The sequence below is a fragment of the Agrobacterium vitis genome (genome assembly GCF_037039395.1).
Lineage (GTDB): Bacteria > Pseudomonadota > Alphaproteobacteria > Rhizobiales > Rhizobiaceae > Allorhizobium > Allorhizobium vitis_E.
This window is the reverse complement of the sequence record NZ_CP146245.1, coordinates 129,049-145,713: the sequence shown is the minus strand read 5'-3', so window position 1 is coordinate 145,713 and position 16,665 is coordinate 129,049. Positions and strand designations below refer to the sequence as shown.

Annotated in this window: 16 protein-coding genes and 1 riboswitch; of the genes, 10 read left to right on the top strand and 6 right to left on the bottom strand. The window is 56.6% G+C overall.

Annotated features, from left to right (window positions below):
* Positions 1-139 precede the first annotated feature (139 nt).
* Positions 140-1,252, bottom strand: coding sequence for an RHE_PE00001 family protein (locus tag V6582_RS27335; RefSeq protein ID WP_070149998.1), 1,113 nt, complete (start codon positions 1,250-1,252; stop codon positions 140-142).
* Between the two features lie 65 nt (positions 1,253-1,317).
* Here V6582_RS27335 and V6582_RS27330 point away from each other — a divergent pair, with 65 nt between their 5' ends.
* From V6582_RS27330 to V6582_RS27300, 7 genes are all read left to right on the top strand, one after another.
* Positions 1,318-2,967, top strand: coding sequence for a Mu transposase C-terminal domain-containing protein (locus V6582_RS27330; protein ID WP_070149997.1), 1,650 nt, complete (start codon positions 1,318-1,320; stop codon positions 2,965-2,967).
* A gap of 5 nt (positions 2,968-2,972) precedes the next feature.
* The gene (locus V6582_RS27325) at positions 2,973-3,851 is read left to right on the top strand and encodes a TniB family NTP-binding protein (protein WP_071201971.1); all 879 of its coding nucleotides are present in this window, start codon (positions 2,973-2,975) and stop codon (positions 3,849-3,851) included.
* A gap of 53 nt (positions 3,852-3,904) precedes the next feature.
* Positions 3,905-4,903 carry a TniQ family protein gene (locus tag V6582_RS27320; protein ID WP_233279721.1) on the top strand — a complete coding sequence of 333 codons (999 nt, stop codon included), beginning with the start codon at positions 3,905-3,907 and terminating at the stop codon, positions 4,901-4,903.
* A 140-nt stretch (positions 4,904-5,043) separates the two neighbouring features.
* Positions 5,044-5,775, top strand: coding sequence for a helix-turn-helix transcriptional regulator (locus tag V6582_RS27315; protein ID WP_070149996.1), 732 nt, complete (start codon positions 5,044-5,046; stop codon positions 5,773-5,775).
* Positions 5,776-6,089: 314 nt separating this feature from the next.
* The gene (locus V6582_RS27310) at positions 6,090-7,883 is read left to right on the top strand and encodes a methyl-accepting chemotaxis protein (RefSeq protein ID WP_374676588.1); all 1,794 of its coding nucleotides are present in this window, start codon (positions 6,090-6,092) and stop codon (positions 7,881-7,883) included.
* Positions 7,883-8,353, top strand: coding sequence for a chemotaxis protein CheW (locus V6582_RS27305; RefSeq protein WP_070149994.1), 471 nt, complete (start codon positions 7,883-7,885; stop codon positions 8,351-8,353). The genes V6582_RS27310 and V6582_RS27305 overlap by 1 nt, the downstream gene beginning before the upstream one ends.
* A gap of 134 nt (positions 8,354-8,487) precedes the next feature.
* Positions 8,488-10,056, top strand: a complete 1,569-nt coding sequence (locus V6582_RS27300; protein ID WP_070150023.1) for a putative bifunctional diguanylate cyclase/phosphodiesterase — start codon at positions 8,488-8,490, stop codon at positions 10,054-10,056.
* A gap of 14 nt (positions 10,057-10,070) precedes the next feature.
* Here the strand turns inward: V6582_RS27300 and scpB are convergent, their stop codons facing one another.
* Both scpB and V6582_RS27290 read right to left on the bottom strand, forming a co-directional pair.
* A complete protein-coding gene (gene scpB / locus V6582_RS27295; protein WP_070150021.1) occupies positions 10,071-10,781 on the bottom strand; it encodes an SMC-Scp complex subunit ScpB in 711 nt (236 codons plus the stop codon).
* 2 nt (positions 10,782-10,783) lie between these two features.
* A complete protein-coding gene (locus V6582_RS27290; protein WP_349509011.1) occupies positions 10,784-11,749 on the bottom strand; it encodes a DUF1403 family protein in 966 nt (321 codons plus the stop codon).
* 112 nt (positions 11,750-11,861) lie between these two features.
* Here V6582_RS27290 and V6582_RS27285 point away from each other — a divergent pair, with 112 nt between their 5' ends.
* A complete protein-coding gene (locus tag V6582_RS27285) occupies positions 11,862-13,049 on the top strand; it encodes a site-specific integrase (RefSeq protein WP_156634432.1) in 1,188 nt (395 codons plus the stop codon).
* A gap of 26 nt (positions 13,050-13,075) precedes the next feature.
* Here V6582_RS27285 and V6582_RS27280 read toward each other — a convergent pair whose 3' ends face one another.
* Positions 13,076-13,384: a helix-turn-helix domain-containing protein gene (locus tag V6582_RS27280; RefSeq protein WP_194415694.1), complete on the bottom strand. Its 309-nt coding sequence runs from the start codon at positions 13,382-13,384 to the stop codon at positions 13,076-13,078.
* Between the two features lie 9 nt (positions 13,385-13,393).
* On the bottom strand, positions 13,394-13,651 hold the full coding sequence (locus V6582_RS27275; protein WP_156634449.1) for a type II toxin-antitoxin system RelE/ParE family toxin: 258 nt from the start codon (positions 13,649-13,651) through the stop codon (positions 13,394-13,396).
* Positions 13,652-14,101: 450 nt separating this feature from the next.
* Here V6582_RS27275 and V6582_RS27270 point away from each other — a divergent pair, with 450 nt between their 5' ends.
* A complete protein-coding gene (locus tag V6582_RS27270; protein WP_156634431.1) occupies positions 14,102-14,884 on the top strand; it encodes a glyoxalase superfamily protein in 783 nt (260 codons plus the stop codon).
* Positions 14,885-14,914: 30 nt separating this feature from the next.
* Positions 14,915-14,996: riboswitch (ZMP/ZTP riboswitch) on the top strand.
* A gap of 32 nt (positions 14,997-15,028) precedes the next feature.
* Positions 15,029-15,913 carry a bifunctional methylenetetrahydrofolate dehydrogenase/methenyltetrahydrofolate cyclohydrolase FolD gene (gene folD, locus V6582_RS27265; RefSeq protein WP_045023444.1) on the top strand — a complete coding sequence of 295 codons (885 nt, stop codon included), beginning with the start codon at positions 15,029-15,031 and terminating at the stop codon, positions 15,911-15,913.
* Positions 15,914-15,953: 40 nt separating this feature from the next.
* Here the strand turns inward: folD and V6582_RS27260 are convergent, their stop codons facing one another.
* Positions 15,954-16,523, bottom strand: coding sequence for a recombinase family protein (locus tag V6582_RS27260; RefSeq protein WP_045023446.1), 570 nt, complete (start codon positions 16,521-16,523; stop codon positions 15,954-15,956).
* Between the last annotated feature and the right edge of the window lie 142 nt (positions 16,524-16,665).

Sequence of the window (16,665 nt, the reverse complement as noted above, 5' to 3'; positions counted from 1 at the left end):
CCAGTATAATGATTTCCAGCTTTCCGACAAGCGGGATTTATTGAATTATGGAAAGCATGAAATAAAGATTTCTTTATTGCTGAACCATTGCCGCTTTAGGTCACGAAGCCACTTCCATATTGGCGCCTCGATAGGGCCATCAAATCACTCCCCATGCCCGAAACCTCCCCCTCCCCGTCATCTCCCGCAGACCCAGCTCCAAAACAATCCGCCGCGCCGCCTGCGGAGTCACCTCAAGCGTCTTCGCCACCATCCCGGCCGACACGAGCGGTTTCGCCATCACGAGCTCGACCAGCTCCGGCAGCTTTGAAGACGTCCGGCGTCCGTCCAGCTTCCGCTCCAACATCGTGCGCGCCAACGCCAGCCGGTCATGCTCTTTCAGACCGAGCTCGGCGGCCGCGATCAGGCCGTGAGCAATGGCGAGCCACCGGGTCTCCCGATCACGGTGCCTGCGCCGATCGACGGGAATGGTTTTGAGGCCGAGATTAATGGCGGCGAGATGGGAGCCCGACGTGATGCCGGCCTGGCGCAGGATGGAGGCGGCAAATAGCCGGCCGAGCCAGGGCGCATGCTGCAGCACGGCCAGCTCGTTCCAGGCATCGAGGGCGACGATCGCCTGCAGCGCCGCCGGCAAGTTTTCGGCCTGCCGCAACACAGCGCGCCATTCCTCGATCCGCGCGTCCTCGTCCCAATCGAGATCATAGATCATCGGATCTTTCTCTTGGCCGCCGCCACGGCCAGGCCGCGTTGCGTTCTCGATCGCCGCCTCCGATCGGGCCAAAACTGCATCGATGGCGGCATAGTCGATGCCGGGAAGATTCTCGATGTCGTCGATATCTTCCCCCTCCCCTTCCGGATTAATCGCGGCCGCGGGCCGAATGACGCCGGCCGTTGTTGTCTCGTCCCCGCCGCCCGACCCGATATCCGAGGTTTTCCGCAGCGTCCGGATGCCATCGGGGGACAGCGCCCAACTTGGTAGCTGTGAGGCAATGCGCCGGCGGGTGCGCAGGACATCGCGGGCGATGGTGAGTTCATGGGAGGGTGTGCGAATATCGCGGGTGGCGTCATGGAGGACGAGATCTTCGAGATGGACGAGTTCGCCGTCGATCCACAGCGAGGCGCAGGCATCGGTGAATTGGCTGCGCTCAATCCATCCTTGGCCGACAGGTGAACGGGCGATGCGCTCATCCAGACGCGCGAGGGCGATACCAGTGTCGCTTTTACTTTGCGATTTCAAACGGCAGAACGTCATACGTCTGTTAGAGTTAGCGCGCAAAAATAGCCCCGATTGTCGCTAACGATTTCGATGGGCTGTGCATGCCAAAGCCATTTCAAAATTGTGGAAGCAGCTGTGGCCCATCCCAGGCAGACTGGTTGAAGGCACGCCGGACAGCCCGAGAGCTTGACCGGGTCTTGGATGCGGGACGAGCTAAGAAAGACGCGATTGTCAGGGCGGCGGCTGAACTTCACCTGACGACCCGACAAATCTATAATCTCTTGGCCCGATATCAGGCTGAGCGAAGAATAACAGCATTATTGCCTCGGCTGCCTTCCGAGCGACGCAAGCGGCTATCGGAAACGGCGGAAGACATCATCCGCACGACGTTGCGCGACCAGTGGATGGTACTTGAAGCACCACCTCTTGCGCCGGTCGTTGCCGAGATCCGCGCCCGATGTGAGGAGGCGGGGCTCGCAGCTCCCTCCTATGTGACGATTTCCCGGCGCATCCCGTCGTTGTTCTCGGCCGAAGAGATCGCCAAAAAGCGATCGGCCAATCCAAAGCATCTGATGCGGCTGAAGCCACGGCCAGGTTATATTCACGCGCCGAACCCGCTCGATGTCTGCCAGATCGACCATACCCCAACCGACATCAATTTCGTGGAGGTGGTCGACAACGGCGGCGTATTTGTCGGCCGCCCGTATCTGACGATTATAACCGATGTCGCGACGCGTGCCATTTTCGGCTTCTGCCTTACCCTGGAAAAGCCATCGGTGTTGTCTGTTGCGCTCTGTCTGGCGCAGGCGATCTGCCGAAAAGACGCATGGCTTACATCGCGTTCCATTGAACATGCTTGGCCGATGTTCGGCCGTCCGAAACTTCTGCTCACAGACTCCGCGATGGAGTTCAAGGGCAATGCATTTCAGCTGGGCTGCGACGATTACGGCATTCGCATTCGCCATAGGGACCGCGGCAGAGTCCATCAAGGCGGTGTCGTCGAGCGGCTTTTGGGCAAGCTCAATGGGGTGCTGTCCACCTATCCCGGTTCTTCAGGGCGTTCTGTGGCCGACCGCGACGGATATCCGTCGGAGCGGCGTGCATGCCTGAGCTTTCCCGAACTGGAACGCTGTATAGCACTGGCGATCCTCGATCATAACCGACAAGAAAACTCCAAGACGCTTAGAGTACCCATCACGGAATGGCTTTACCGTAGCGCGGGTTTGCCAGAGCGGATGGACGCGCCGGAACAAGTACTTTTGTCGTTTCTACCCAATGCGGAGCGGCAATTGTCTCCGCAGGGCATCAGCATGTTTGCACTGCATTACTATTCGCCTTGGCTCGGCTCCCTCGTCCCAGAGCGCGACCGGCTGGGGAAGCTTGAGGTTCGATACGATCCCCGTGATATCACCCATATCTATATTCGTGATCCGGAAACCCGATCGTTTCGATCAGTCGAACGACGTGATGGCCGGCTCGAGCCGATGACGCTCTGGGAACATGATGCTGATCGCGCGCAGTTGCGAGCTGCCAATCACCGCTCGAGCATAGCGAAGGTGGTTCTGCGCCGTGAAATTTCTGCCATAGCCGATGCTGCCAAGCTGTCCAAAAAGGAGAAGCGCGACGCCGTTCGCAGGGCGCATGCGGCTTCAGCCGAAAAGCCATATTCGACAAACGGCTCCGAAGAGACTTCGGCCGACGGAAATCACCCAGTACGGCAAAAGAAACGGCTGCCGGTGGAAGACTGGTGAGCGCCATGTCTGATCATTTATTTGACCATGTACGTCCCATCCTTGATCTGAGAGATGATGAGCGTGTCGCCTATATGCGGGCTCCGAGGTGGATAGGCCATGACATCGCGAGAGACAGCCATCAACGGCTGGCCGACTTGGTAGCCCGACCCGTTTCACTGCGAACCCAGGGTTTAATGCTCATAGGCCCGTATGCGAATGGGAAGACCATGATCGCAGAGCGGTTCGCGGTCGAACACTTGCGCGCCTCCTCGAACCAAAGGGTGTGGATCGTTCAAACGCGCGAGGGAGCAGGGCTCGGCCATCTCTACGCCAGTATCCTTCAGGCCTTTCAAGCGCCCGGTGGCGACATCTGGAGTGTTAGCCGGAAGGCGGAGCAGTTGGACCACTTGCTGGCGAGCATCAAACCCAGGGTGTTGATATTTGACGAGTTCCACAATGCTCTGCGGGGACGATCCCGCGACGTTGAAGGGGTGTTCGCCTTTCTCCGCCGGATTGGCCGGCAATACGATATCTCTCCCGTTCTCGTCGGCGAGGTCGCCATCTACGATTTCGTCAACGCCACAAGCGAGATGGCAACTCGCTTCGAGCTGGTCCCCATCCCGAGATGGCAATATGACGAAAGCTATCTGATGCTTCTGGACAGCCTCGAAGCGGCACTGCCTCTGGCGAAAGCCTCCGATCTGTCAGATGAAACATTGGCTCGACGAATTTTCAACCTATCGGAAGGTTTGATAGGCGAGGTTGTCTCCGTTGTGACCAAAGCTGCCGTAGCGGCGCTCCGCTCGGGGGCAGAACGCATCACCAAAGCCGGTATCGATGAGCTTGGCTACATCCCCATTTCGCATCGACGTAACGCGACGTTGCGAAAGCAGCTGATTTGACTGCAAGAGAAACCAATGCTCCGTTCATCGAAGTCGGTGAGCGCTATCGCGATGTGGTTTCGGCACGCTGGCCCATCACGGTTACGCCACAGCGCGACGAGCTATTGTCGAGTTGGCTACACAGGCTTGCCTACGCCAACGGTGTGCCAGGGCGTGCTTTCGCCCGGGTGCTTGGCCTCACACCTGAGATGTGGTCGGCCAGACTTGATTTGAAGCGTTCGATCACCCTGGCAGATCAGCTGCGGCAGTATGCAGATATTACGCCAGAGCAACTCGCAGCTATGACGATGCCGGCCGGTCTACCAAAACAGCTTTTTCTACCTCTTCGAAAATTCCACCGACGGTCCGGATCGACATGGTTACAATTCTGCCCACGATGCCTCGCCACTGATACACATCCATATTTTCGACGAGAGTGGCGGCTGGCAACCCGACTTACTTGCGATAAACACAACAGCAGACTGCGCGATCGATGCACCGCCTGCAATCAACCCGTGGCGGCCTTTAATCAAAGCGCACTCGTTCCACACCATTTTTGCACCCGCTGTGGTTACGACCTACGTCGCGCATCGACTATCTATCTATGCCCAGCGGTGCGAAAGCTTGACCAATGCATCCATGAAATCTTTGGCTCCAATTTGTCTGTCGAAACCCCAATCGACAATCTGCTCGTTCGGCGGCTTTTGGAAATTCCTCAGCTTGCCGGCATCCGTCAGCGAGAACCCTTGACTGGTTTGTCCACGTCATTTCGGGCCCGATGCTACGAGAAACTTGTATGCCGCCCGAACGAAGGCGACATAGGCCGGTGGCATGTTCATGGAGTTGGTCAGGTAACCACATCTCCAGTCATAAAGGATAGCGGCCTCGATCTTCTAACCCGAATGCTTTCAGATGCGCTCAAACCTAGACAAGGGCGTCCGACCGCAGGCGGTCGCCGGCCAATTTTCGATCTCACGCACTTCCTAATGACCGCTCAGCAGATGAGCCTGATTTCAACGAGGCCGAAGTCCCGCAGGAGGGACGCAACCGCGATCGTCCGTTGCCAATGTTGAAAATTTCAATATCCGCCCGGGTACTTTGAGCTCTGGTATAGCAGAACAGAAATCCAGCATATGCTCCGGCCGTCGTACGTTTACTGAAAATTAACGCCTCCACTCCAGAAACTGGAGTTTCTTCGTCTAGGAGATCTCATTTGCCAGTTTCGCGCGCGCGTGCCCATGAAGAGTTTGTGAACGACGCCGTCGATCTGAGATCGGTGCCAACTCGGCGCTATGTTAGCCAGCATCCATTTATTGAAAGGCTCCGCAAGGCGGTGCCATTCGACTTTTTTGCTGTGTCGGGACTGGATTTGAACGGATACCGTTTCGGTAGCGGACACTCGATCGACACCGACCTGCCGCCAGCCTTCCTGGATGCATATTACGGCGACAACCTTCTCAAAACCGATCCTTTCGTTCGCGCGTCCCTGGCGGCGACAGACGTCATCATTGAAGAAAAGATCTATGAGCTGTCGGCTCCGCCGCCGCGACTGATATACCTCACCCGCACCTTTGCGGTTTTGAACCGGACACTGTTTCCGATACGACGGGGCGATGTTCTATTCGGAGCTACAACTTTTTCGAGAACGACGCCATTCGATCAGGATGAAATCAGCTTCCTTAAGGAACAGGCTGAGGTGACGCACCGTGTCATTACGCGTCCGATTATGGAAAGGTTTTCCGCGCAAACGTTGAAGCTGATCGATGGTGAAATTGCCTGTCTGCGATATGCGAGTCTCGGCAAAACCACCGATGATATCGCGAAAGCAAGCGGCTATACGCCCGATACAGTCAATAGCTATATCAAGACGGCTATCCGAAAACTTGGTGCAGACAACCGTGTTCACGCCATCGCAGAGGCGATCCGCCGCGGCTTGATTCATTAGTATTGCTGCGCCTTTAACCGCAAAGCGAATTCGCAACCGCATGAGCATGGTTGTGTGCCGTCACGACAGCGCTTTACTCATAAGCTACGAGCCAAATATTGAGCAAACCGCATAATTAATGGGCGAAAGCTCAATTGCGGATGCCGTGGTTCAGGATTTGGTAAGAATTCGCCCCTAAAACTGGGGGCGTCAGGACGAACGCATCCCTATAAAGTTCACCTTGCCCTGATAGTACCGTGTTCGGCTTGCCCTGGCCCAATTGCCCGAAATCAAAATGGATGAGGCATAAATGCTTGCGGCAGACCAGGAGTGTCTTGAGAATGATGTCTTTGAGTTTCTCTTCCGATGCCAAGGCCGTGTTGGCTGCAATGAGCAAGTCTCAAGCAGTGATCGAGTTCGACCTCACCGGAAAAATCCTGACGGCAAACGAAAACTTTTGCGCCGCGCTTGGTTACGAGCTGCACGAAATCACCGGTCAGCATCACCGTATGTTCGTTGACCCGACCGAGGCCGCCAGCGCCGAATACCAGCAATTCTGGAATGAACTTGCCGCCGGCAGATTCCATCGCCGCCAGTACAAACGGATCGGAAAGGGCGGCAGGGAAGTCTGGATCGAGGCGTCCTATAATCCTGTGTCACGGGGCGGGAAACCCTATAAGGTTGTAAAGTTCGCGACAGACATCACCAAGCAGAAACTAAAATCTGCCGAGGATGCAGGCAAGCTCGATGCCCTCTCCCGGTCTCAGGCCGTCATCGAATTCACGCCGACAGGCGAAATTCTTACAGCCAATCAGAACTTCCTGACTGTCCTCGGCTACGAGTTGGCCGAGATCCGGAGCAAGCATCATTCAATGTTCTGCGACAAGGCGTATGCCGCCAGCGATGAATACCGTCACTTCTGGTCCCGTTTAGCGCGAGGAGAGTTTGTCGCCGACGAGTTTTTGCGGATCGGCAAGGGTGGCAGAAAGGTGCATATCCAAGCTTCCTATAATCCGATCTTCGACATGAACGGGAAGGTCTTCAAGGTGGTTAAGTTCGCGACCGATGTCACGGCTCGCGTGGAAAATGTAGACCAGCTTGCAGCGGTGCTGCAGAGTGTCGCGGAAGGCGACCTGACGCCGCAATTATCGACGCCATTCTTGCCGACGCTTGAGAAACTCCGCACGGATTTCAACATTGCCGCCACAAAACTGCGCTCAGCCATGGAAGCGGTATCGCAAAACGCAGGCGCCATAGCGGCCGCGTCCCAGGAAATCCGATCTGCCTCTGATGACTTGTCGCGCCGGACGGAACAGCAAGCTGCGTCCGTCGAGGAAACCGCGGCGGCACTCGAGGAAATAACGACGACTGTTTCCGATTCAAGCCATCGTGCGCAGGAAGCGGGAGGGCTTGTCCGCAAGACGAAGGAGAATGCCGAGCGCTCTGGTCTTGTTGTTCGCCAGGCTGTTGATGCGATGGGCAAGATAGAGTCGTCTGCGTCCGAGATCGCCAATATCATCGGTGTAATCGACGAAATCGCCTTCCAGACCAATCTTCTAGCCCTGAATGCCGGTGTTGAAGCCGCACGCGCAGGCGACGCGGGCAAGGGTTTTGCCGTCGTCGCCCAGGAAGTTCGCGAGCTTGCGCAGCGCTCAGCCAAGGCCGCCAAAGAGATCAAGGGGCTTATCGGCACCTCCAATGGGCATGTCAGGAGCGGTGTCGCGCTTGTCGGCGAGACCGGAAAGGTATTGGAGGAGATCGTCGGACAGGTCGCTCAAGTCGATACGAATGTCGTCGCAATTGTCGAAGCGTCAAGGGAACAGGCGACGGGGCTGAAGGAGGTTAACACCGCCGTCAACACGATTGATCAGGGCACCCAGCAGAATGCTGCCATGGTCGAAGAAACATCCGCCGCCGCCCACAGCCTTGCAAAGGAAGCAGACGCGCTCTTCCAGTTGCTGTCGCAATTCAATATCGGCGCAAGCACGAATTCACGACGCTCAATGCCAACACCGGTATTGACTGCCTCTCGCCCTGTTGCTTTGCCAGCCCGACAGATGTTGGCGAAAGTATCAAATGCGTTCCACGGGAACGCTGCCATCAAGAACGACAGCTGGGAGGAGTTTTGATGTCCAACCTTTCGCGCAATATCAACGGTCAAACGACGCTCGACATTATCGCTTTCCAGCTCGGGGAGCAGACATTCTGCATCGAAACCACCTCGGTTCGCGAAATTCGCGGATGGGCGGCCTCGACACCTCTGCCACATTCCTCGCCGGAGATACTTGGGATTATCAATCTGCGCGGGACCGTCATTCCGACGATCGATCTGTCGCGTAAGCTTGGCATGCGTTCGGGTGAGACAACGGAGAGAAGCGCCATCGTCGTGGTCGAGGTGAGCGGTAAGCCGATGGGGCTGGTGGTCGATCAGGTGACAGATATGCTGTCTGTCACCGCCGATCAGTTACAGCCGACGCCGGATATTGCCGGCTCCTTCGACCGGTCTTTTTGCGAAGGTATCATTACCCACGTATCGGGCATGATCTGTTTTCTCAATCTGAATTCTATGTTCGCGCCTGCGGACGCGCTGGCGGCTTAGCAAGGTTCCAGCACACGTTGAAGGCGAGATCTCTTAACGCCGCTTCAACGCATATCCACTAATGTAAATCATCTGGGAAGATGCATTTCCCATAGTACCGGCATGACGCCATTTTGGGCTCCAGGGGGATCCTCATGCCGTCAATGCATTCAAACCGTGCCAAATGGGAGGCAATGGTCTGGCTCTTCGTGTTTGCGATAATCTACGGAGCGGCCCTTTTTTTCAACGCGCATGAAGCGCTTGATACATATTTTCGCACACATGAGCACTATGATCTCGACGAGATATTCACCGCGTTGAACATAGCCGGGGCTCTCGGTCTGATCTATTCGGTGCTTCGCATCAAGGACATGTCTCGAGAGATCCAGCGACGCCAGACGGCTGAGAAAAATGTCGACTGGATTGCCTGCCATGATCCCCTGACAGAGTTACCCAACAGGCGATACTTGGCCTCCACCCTCCTGAATCCGCAGATCATACCGTGCAAAGACGGGACTGCGATCTTTAGCATTGATCTTGACGGCTTCAAGAAGGTCAACGATCTCCTCGGGCACGATCAGGGAGATCGCGTCCTGAAAGTCGTGGCGGAACGACTGACCACCACCTTCCCCGACGACAACGTCTATCGATTGGGAGGTGACGAATTTGTCGTGGTTATCGAGAGAAAAGGTAACCAGGATCTGACGGCCGTCGGAAAACGCATAGTCGCTGCGATCAGCAAACCAATCACAATAAATGGCGCCACAGTCGATATAGGATCGAGCGTCGGTTTTGCCCGCATCCCTGAAGATGGCAGCACACTGACCGAAGCAATTCAATATTCCGACTGCGCAATGTACGCGGCAAAGAAGACGGGCCGCAACGTCGTAAAGGCGTTCTTGCCGGCAATGCAGGAGGAGTTGATCCGGCGGATCGAGATGGAAGCGAATTTAAAGCAGGCTTTGAAACTGAAGAAAATCCGCCCCTATTATCAGCCTCTCGTAGACCTCAAGACCCAACAAATCGTCGGATACGAAGCTCTTGCCCGTTGGGAGACTTCACCGGGCAAATTCGTGCCGCCGTGCGAATTCATTCCGCTGGCCGAGGACGCCGGATTGATTGTCGAACTCACTGAGCAATTGTTCCGTATCGCCTGCCAGGATGCTCTGTCGTGGGCCGCTCACACTGTTCTGTCGTTCAATATTTCTCCGGTCCAACTGAGCGATCGCCTGCTTGGACTTCGCCTCCTTAAGATTCTCGGCGAGGTCGGGTTACCTGTCCATCGACTGGAAATCGAAGTCACCGAAAGCGCGCTCATTAACGACGCCGAAACGGCCCGCGGTGTTCTCGACGATCTTGTAAAATCCGGCATCAATATCGCACTGGATGATTTCGGAACCGGCTATTCCAGTCTCTCGCAGCTATCGAGCTACAAGTTCAATAAGATCAAGATCGACCGAAGCTTCGTGGCGACGTTCGAAGACAGCGACAGGCAGGAGAAGGTCGTCCGGGCGATCATCGCACTCGGGGTCGCGCTTGGGGTGAAGATCACCGCCGAGGGCATCGAAGACGAAACCCAACTCCGTCGCCTACAAGATCTCGGATGCGACATAGGCCAAGGCTATCTCCTCGGCAGGCCGTGCCCGATCGAAAATACGTTGAGGGTTGCCGAACCAGATCTTGCAGAGCCTGGCGAGCGCGTTCGACATCATAAACGTCGATGAACGGAGGAACGGCGTCAATCGGCATCATCGTCGTCCCGTCCGCCGGAAGTGAGGTCGGCGAGATCTTTGTTGGTGGCATCGAACGCGCCTCGCCTGCTCAGAAGTCCAGCATCCTCAAGTGCCTCGATGTTGGGAAGGTCACGCAGGGTCTCAAAGCCAAACACAGACAAAAATCGGGGTGTTGTCACATAGGTGTAAGGCGCACCGGGTGTCGGACTTCTCGGCCCTGAGAGGATAAAGCCCGCATCGCGCAGGCCGGCGATCGTGTCACGACTGACCTCCTTGCCGAAAATCTCCGACAGTTCGGCCCGGGTGATCGGCTGAAAATATCCCACCGCCGTCAACACCATTGTCTCGGTCTCGGACAGCGATGCTGCAATCGATCTCGCCGGAGCAGTCGAAATGCGAATTGTCTCAGCAAACCGTGGTCGGGTGCGATGCTGCCAGCCACCCGCGACCGAAACCAATTCGTATGGTCGGTCTCTAAGCTCGTTGGAAAGGTCGTCAATCAGCAAATCAATACTGCAGTCCCTGCCAACCACAGCCGCCAGCATCTCCCGGCTGACTGGCTCAGCAGAAGCGAAGATTACCGCCTCGACCCGCAGCATCCATTCTCGCCACCGCAACTCCGACGGCAAATCCTCAAGCTCGCGATCAAAGAGAACGTCTTGTCTTCGATCTCGCGATGGCCGCCTTTTGGTTCGAGTTTCCAAGGATCTTGCCATCTTCATAACCCGTACATGCGGAATGATGAGCGGCCGGAAACTTCTCGTACAGCCTCGAAAGCCTCCAGTCGCTCAAACAGTCGGGTGGCTGCCCAGCGTGACAGATTACAACCTGGCGCCGAGGCCGGAAGCGCGTCTTCATTAAGTAGCTTTTGGATAACCGCATCGCCCCCCTTGGTCCTCACCTTTGGCACTGCTGCCATCAAACGAGCGGCACGGCGATCAATGTCGGCGGCAGATTGGAGCGCCGCCTCGGCGCTGCTGACCACCGCCAAGCAGATTGCTCTCGGATATGCTGGCTCACCCGGCCGCACTCGGCCTCTTCCGCCTATGGTGCGGAATGCAGACCCGAACCGTACAGGTAGCAACAGCGGCACGGGTTTCGCCCATTTCAGCTTCCGGGCCAGCACGATGTCTGCCAAAGCCAGAGCCAGGATCTCAGCGTCTGGACGAAACGCCATGATCGCGCATACCAGATCAGCAACAGAAAGGGGGGCTGCGCGCGCTGACTGGATTGCCACATCGGCGAGATCCGCGATTGAGGACGGATCTGTGTCCGATCGGATAGACAGAAGCTCGGCTAATTCCCCGACGAATGCAGTACCCGGCGCGGCTGTTGGACGTGCCAGCATTCGTGTGGCCAGAAAAAGCTTTCCGGCCGGTCCCGGATCGCCATCCACGGGTGTCAGCAAAACGGCATCGCGCAGCGCATCTTCGTCTTCATTCCGACCGAGCATGCGGGCCGCGACAGCAGCTGATTTAAGGGCCAGGCGATCGCGCCAGCAGCCGAGCCATGGAGGATCGGCGCGGATCAAATCGTCGAGGGATTTCAGCGCGATACCGGCGGCGAAGACGGCATCCATTTCGTCGATATCACGGCCGCGTGCGAGCGTCCATCCCGGCAGGTGAGCCGACCATGTCGGTGATGGAAGTTGCTCTTTGGTGATCGAGTCCATGCTCCGGAGCATAGATCATCTGCGCGGTTTGTGCCATTACATTTGACTAGAACCGCACAGCCTGTCGGCATTAAATAATGTCCGATAAGATTGCATTATCGGACATTATGCGCATTATAAAGAAATGGCCCAAATCATCGCGCAAAACACCGATATTCCCCTCCAGGAGAGCGGCGCGCCGTCGCTCAGCACGGCGGCTGAGGGTGATGTTTGCGCGCCGCAGGTGTCGGCCGCTGGCACCTCGATGCAGGCCCCTCCCCTCTCCTCCACCGACGAGCAGATGCCAACGCATCTTGCCAGCCTGGCGGACCGCGCCCGCGACTATGTGGCGGCGGCAAGTTCTGCCAATACCCGAAAAGCCTATGCCTCCGATTGGAAGCATTTTAGCGCCTGGTGCCGGCGTTTGAATTTGGCTCCCCTCCCCCCGGACCCACAGACCGTTGGCCTCTATATCACCGCCTGTGCCTCAGGCGAGACCGTTGGCACGCCGACACTTGGCACACCGGCACTTGGCACATCGAAACCTGGCGCCAAGGCAAATGCTGTCTCGACCGTTGAGCGTCGCCTCTCCTCATTGTCTTGGAACTACGCGCAACGCGGGCTGATGCTCGATCGCAAGGATCGGCATATCGCCACCGTCATGGCCGGCATTCGCAACAGCCACGCACGCCCACCCGTGCAGAAGGAAGCGGTGCTGGCCGAGGATATTATCGCCATGATCGAGACACTCGATCGAGGAACATTGCGCGGCCTGCGCGATCGGGCCATGCTGCTGATCGGCTATGCCGGTGGCCTGCGGCGGTCCGAGATTGTCGGGCTCGACATCAAGGCTGACCAGACCGAAGACGGGCGCGGCTGGATCGAAATATTCGACAAGGGCATGCTCGTCACCCTGCGCGGCAAGACCGGCTGGCGCGAGGTCGAGATCGGCCGTGGCTCCTCCGACACCACCTGCCCGGTGGTGGCTGTTCAAACCTGGATCACCTTTGCCAGGCTTGCCCATGGCCCCCTGTTCCGCCGCGTCACCGGACAAGGCAAGTCCGTTGGCCCAGAACGCTTGAACGATAAGGAAGTGGCAAGGCTGGTGAAGCGGACTGCCATGGCTGCCGGGGTTCGCGGCGATCTCAGCGAGATCGAGCGCGCCTTCAAATTCTCCGGCCATTCCCTGCGCGCCGGTCTCGCCTCCTCCGCCGAAGTCGACGAACGCTATATCCAGAAGCAACTCGGTCATGCCTCAGCCGAGATGACCCGCAGGTACCAGCGGAGAAGGGATCGCTTCAGGGTCAATCTGACCAAAGCCGCTGGGCTATAGTTCCCTCCCCCACCCGGCGAGCCGTCTCAGACCTGCGAACCGGGGCGAGAGCGCTCAGCGATGCTGGAAAGATCAACTTTCTCGCCCGCAACATCAGCAACGATCTTCAACGTATCGCCAAGGGATTCGGCATAATCGCGAAGGGTCGACAACTTCATATCGGCGCGCTTCTCCAGTCTTGAGACGTTGGTCTGCTTGAAACCTGTCCCAGCAGACACATCTTCCTGCGTCCGTCCAGCAAATGCCCCCAGTTTCCGTAGATTGTGCGCCGCAACAAGCTCGTCGGTGCGCTTCGCAACGGCGCGCTGTTGATCTTCAGGAAGCGTCTGTACCACTTATCGACATCAGCTATGTCTCTTATCCAACGCGCTCATGTGCTCGTCATACCATTTGTCCGCCAGGTCGATCAGCCGCTTGTGGACGAGCTTCTGGCTCACACCGCTCTTCGCACCACCGCAGAGAACCACAGCCTTTCGCTCCGGATCGAAGGCAAAGGCAAACCGCCATTGCACCTTCAACACGTTGATGCGCAGCTCTTCCATGTTCGAGTGTCTGGATCCTGCGAAGGTGTCGACTTCAGACCGTCCAAGTCGAAAGCCCATCTCACAAAGCAGCACACCCCTCCTTCATCACTCGCTGATGCTTGCTGATCATCGTGTAAGGCAGGCAAGACCCTTCCCGTCAGCTGATGCGAAGCTGATAGGAGCATATCAACCTGACCAGCATCTATTCCTGGGACACCGAGCAGCAAATTCCCGAAAGCTTCAGATCCTTACGGCTTGCCGGCAGGATGATGCGGGCCGCCTAGCAGGGCGTGTTCACAATAGGGATATGCTCTCTAGCCTTGGATTTAATAAACTGCAGGCAACTCCGTAGTTGACTCTGTTTTCGCCCTGATACAGCATCAGCAAAGGTTGATACGACCTGCTGGTTGCTCCCGTGAGGGAATGGTGAACGTATCACGCCTCGACGGCTTTCCCTTTGCCCGAGCGACTAAGTCAGCTAACGCAACCATCTGGCGCTCTTGGTTCGCTCATGCAAAGGACACGTCTATGCGCGATTACCGTGAAGCAAAAGTCATGGCTCGGACTCTACGCGATTCTCTTGCCATAAAAGACCTTACGATCAGTCATAGTGAAAGCCTCGAGCTCGTTTCGAAGATGCTTGGGCTCCCCGATTGGAACACCTTATCGGCGAAGATCCAGGGAGAACGCAATGGCGCGGCATCCAACCAAAACAACGCCGACAGTTTGGGGATTTCAACAGATGAACGCAGCCAAAAATTAGCGGAGCAATCCGCGCCGCGAACCGCGATTCCGTTCGCTTCTCAACGTTTCGATAAGTTCGTGGGTTATTATCAGCTGGAACCGGGCATCCTCTTTAAAATCTATCGCGAAGGCGGAAGATTTTTCAGCCAAATCACAGGGCAAGCACCCATAGAAATCTTCGCGGAAAGTGACAAAAAGTTTTTTACAACTGTTGTTCACGCTCAAGTAAGCTTCATCACCAATTCACGTGATCAAGTGACAGAGCTCATTCTGCACCAGGATGGCTTTGAAAGACATTGGAAACGTATCGATAAAAAAACAGCAGACCAACTGATCACTGCGCTTGAGCGTCGCATCAAGAATAATCTACCTGGAGCAGGCACAGAGGACGCGCTCCGCCGATTTATCGACGGAATAACGTCAGGAAATCCGAACTATGATGAGATGGCGTCCGAGCAAGCTCAAGCGATACGCGATCAACTAGAGGGCGTCGCGCTGCTTTCCCGCCAAACAACGCTACGAGTGAACAAATTGCGACCTCCGAAACAACTGGGACCCGAATTTTGACTTTGACGTGAAGTTTGGAGCCGCTTAAGTTGAGGCGTGCGCAACTGGCGATTTGAGGTGGAGGACCACCGGGGAGCGCACGAAACATGCGCCGTTCGCCTGGGCCGTCGGACAATCCGATCACTTTCTTAAGAGAGAGCCCATATGCGCGCGAAAATCATTGATGGAAAAGCCTATGCTGACGGGCTGGCAGACCGAATAACTGCCGCCGTCCCAGCTTTTATAGAAAAGACCGGACGCGTGCCGGGTCTGGCAGTGATACTTGTTGGCAGTGATCCGGCCAGCGAAATCTATGTCCGAAGCAAGGGGCGGAAGACCCGGGAGCTCGGCATGGCCAGCTTCGAGCATATTCTTCCCGCCGAGACGGGCCAGGACGAACTCTTGGAACTCGTCAAAGAATTGAACGCCGATAATAAGGTAGACGGCATACTCGTACAGTTGCCGCTTCCCGCTCACATTGATGAGTTGGCGGTTATTCAGGCAATCGATCCGAATAAGGACGTTGATGGTCTCCACCCCGAAAGTGCCGGTCGTCTGGTCTCCGGGCGACCTGGGCTGGTCTCCTGTACCCCGCTCGGGTGCCTGATGCTGCTTCGTGATCAACTGGGCGATCTAACAGGGCTCGATGCAATCGTTATCGGTCGCTCTATCCTAGTCGGCAAGCCGATGGGACAGCTATTGTTGGGAGCGAACTGCACGGTAACAATGGCGCATTCTCGAACGCGAAACCTTGCTGACAAAGTGCGTCAGGCGGATATCGTGGTAGCAGCGGCGGGCCAAGCCGGGATGATCAAAGGTGATTGGATCAAGCCAGGGGCAACGGTGATCGATGTGGGAACCACGAAAGCAGTTTTGGATGGCAAAAAGCGGCTGCTGGGTGATGTGGATTCCTCAGCCGCTCTTGAGAGAGCCAGTGCCATTACACCAGTACCCGGAGGCGTTGGGCCAATGACGATTATGGTTCTAATGCACAACACTGTGTTGGCAGCATACAACCGCGAGGGACTGCCGCATTTGCAACTCTGGTAGGAGACGTATCGCTTACGATAGCGACGGATCGAAACGACGTTTACGCAGGGCGGCTGAGACCTAGGCGACGCATTTCCCTGTATATGGTTGATCGCCCGAGCCCGAGTTGCCGTGCAGCTTCTGTTGGCGACGTTTTTGCTTCGATGAGTTTAATGGCGGCTTCGACTTTCTTCAGGTCAAGTGGCTGGCGACCAGGCTTCTTTCCCTTCGCCCTTGCTGCGGCGATACCGTCCTTCGTCCGCTCCGAGATCAGCCGTCGCTCAAAATGAGCGATGGCGCCGAATACGTGGAAGATAAGCTCGCCGGAGGCGGAAGACGTATCGATCTTTTCCTCCAGGCTCAACAGGTCGATCTGGCGCTCGCGGAGCATCTTCACGATTTCGAGCAGTTCAGCCAACGACCGGCCAAGGCGGTCGAGCCGAACGATCGCCAGTGTGTCGCCAGCGCGAGCATAGGCAATCAGGTCTGTGAGACCAGGCCGGTCCATGCTCTTTCCGGACTTCACGTCGGTGAACACCTTGATTGCACCGGCATGCTCAAGGCGTAGCGTCTGACCCGCGACATCCTGATCGCCGGTCGAGACACGTGCATAGCCGAGGATTGCCCCCATGATAGCGTCTCCGAAACGGCCGTTCTGTGGACGGTGGCAGTCATCCTCATTCCGACACTGAAAAATCGTCCATAGAATACGTCTCTTTATTCCCTGCTGTCCATAGATTATCAGGGCCTTTTGTGGACGATTTAGGGGTAGA

Excerpts from the sequence above, each read along its gene's own strand:
- V6582_RS27275 (WP_156634449.1), bottom strand. The coding sequence starts at position 13,651 with ATGGGCTTTCGACTTGGACGGTCTGAAGTCGACACCTTCGCAGGATCC.
- folD (WP_045023444.1), top strand. The coding sequence starts at position 15,029 with ATGCGCGCGAAAATCATTGATGGAAAAGCCTATGCTGACGGGCTGGCA.
- scpB (WP_070150021.1), bottom strand. The coding sequence starts at position 10,781 with ATGGCAAGATCCTTGGAAACTCGAACCAAAAGGCGGCCATCGCGAGAT.
- V6582_RS27270 (WP_156634431.1), top strand. The coding sequence starts at position 14,102 with ATGCGCGATTACCGTGAAGCAAAAGTCATGGCTCGGACTCTACGCGAT.
- V6582_RS27285 (WP_156634432.1), top strand. The coding sequence starts at position 11,862 with ATGGCCCAAATCATCGCGCAAAACACCGATATTCCCCTCCAGGAGAGC.
- V6582_RS27305 (WP_070149994.1), top strand. The coding sequence starts at position 7,883 with ATGTCCAACCTTTCGCGCAATATCAACGGTCAAACGACGCTCGACATT.
- V6582_RS27260 (WP_045023446.1), bottom strand. The coding sequence starts at position 16,523 with ATGGGGGCAATCCTCGGCTATGCACGTGTCTCGACCGGCGATCAGGAT.
- V6582_RS27325 (WP_071201971.1), top strand. The coding sequence starts at position 2,973 with ATGTCTGATCATTTATTTGACCATGTACGTCCCATCCTTGATCTGAGA.
- V6582_RS27330 (WP_070149997.1), top strand. The coding sequence starts at position 1,318 with ATGCCAAAGCCATTTCAAAATTGTGGAAGCAGCTGTGGCCCATCCCAG.
- V6582_RS27290 (WP_349509011.1), bottom strand. The coding sequence starts at position 11,749 with ATGCTCCGGAGCATGGACTCGATCACCAAAGAGCAACTTCCATCACCG.
- V6582_RS27300 (WP_070150023.1), top strand. The coding sequence starts at position 8,488 with ATGCCGTCAATGCATTCAAACCGTGCCAAATGGGAGGCAATGGTCTGG.
- V6582_RS27335 (WP_070149998.1), bottom strand. The coding sequence starts at position 1,252 with ATGACGTTCTGCCGTTTGAAATCGCAAAGTAAAAGCGACACTGGTATC.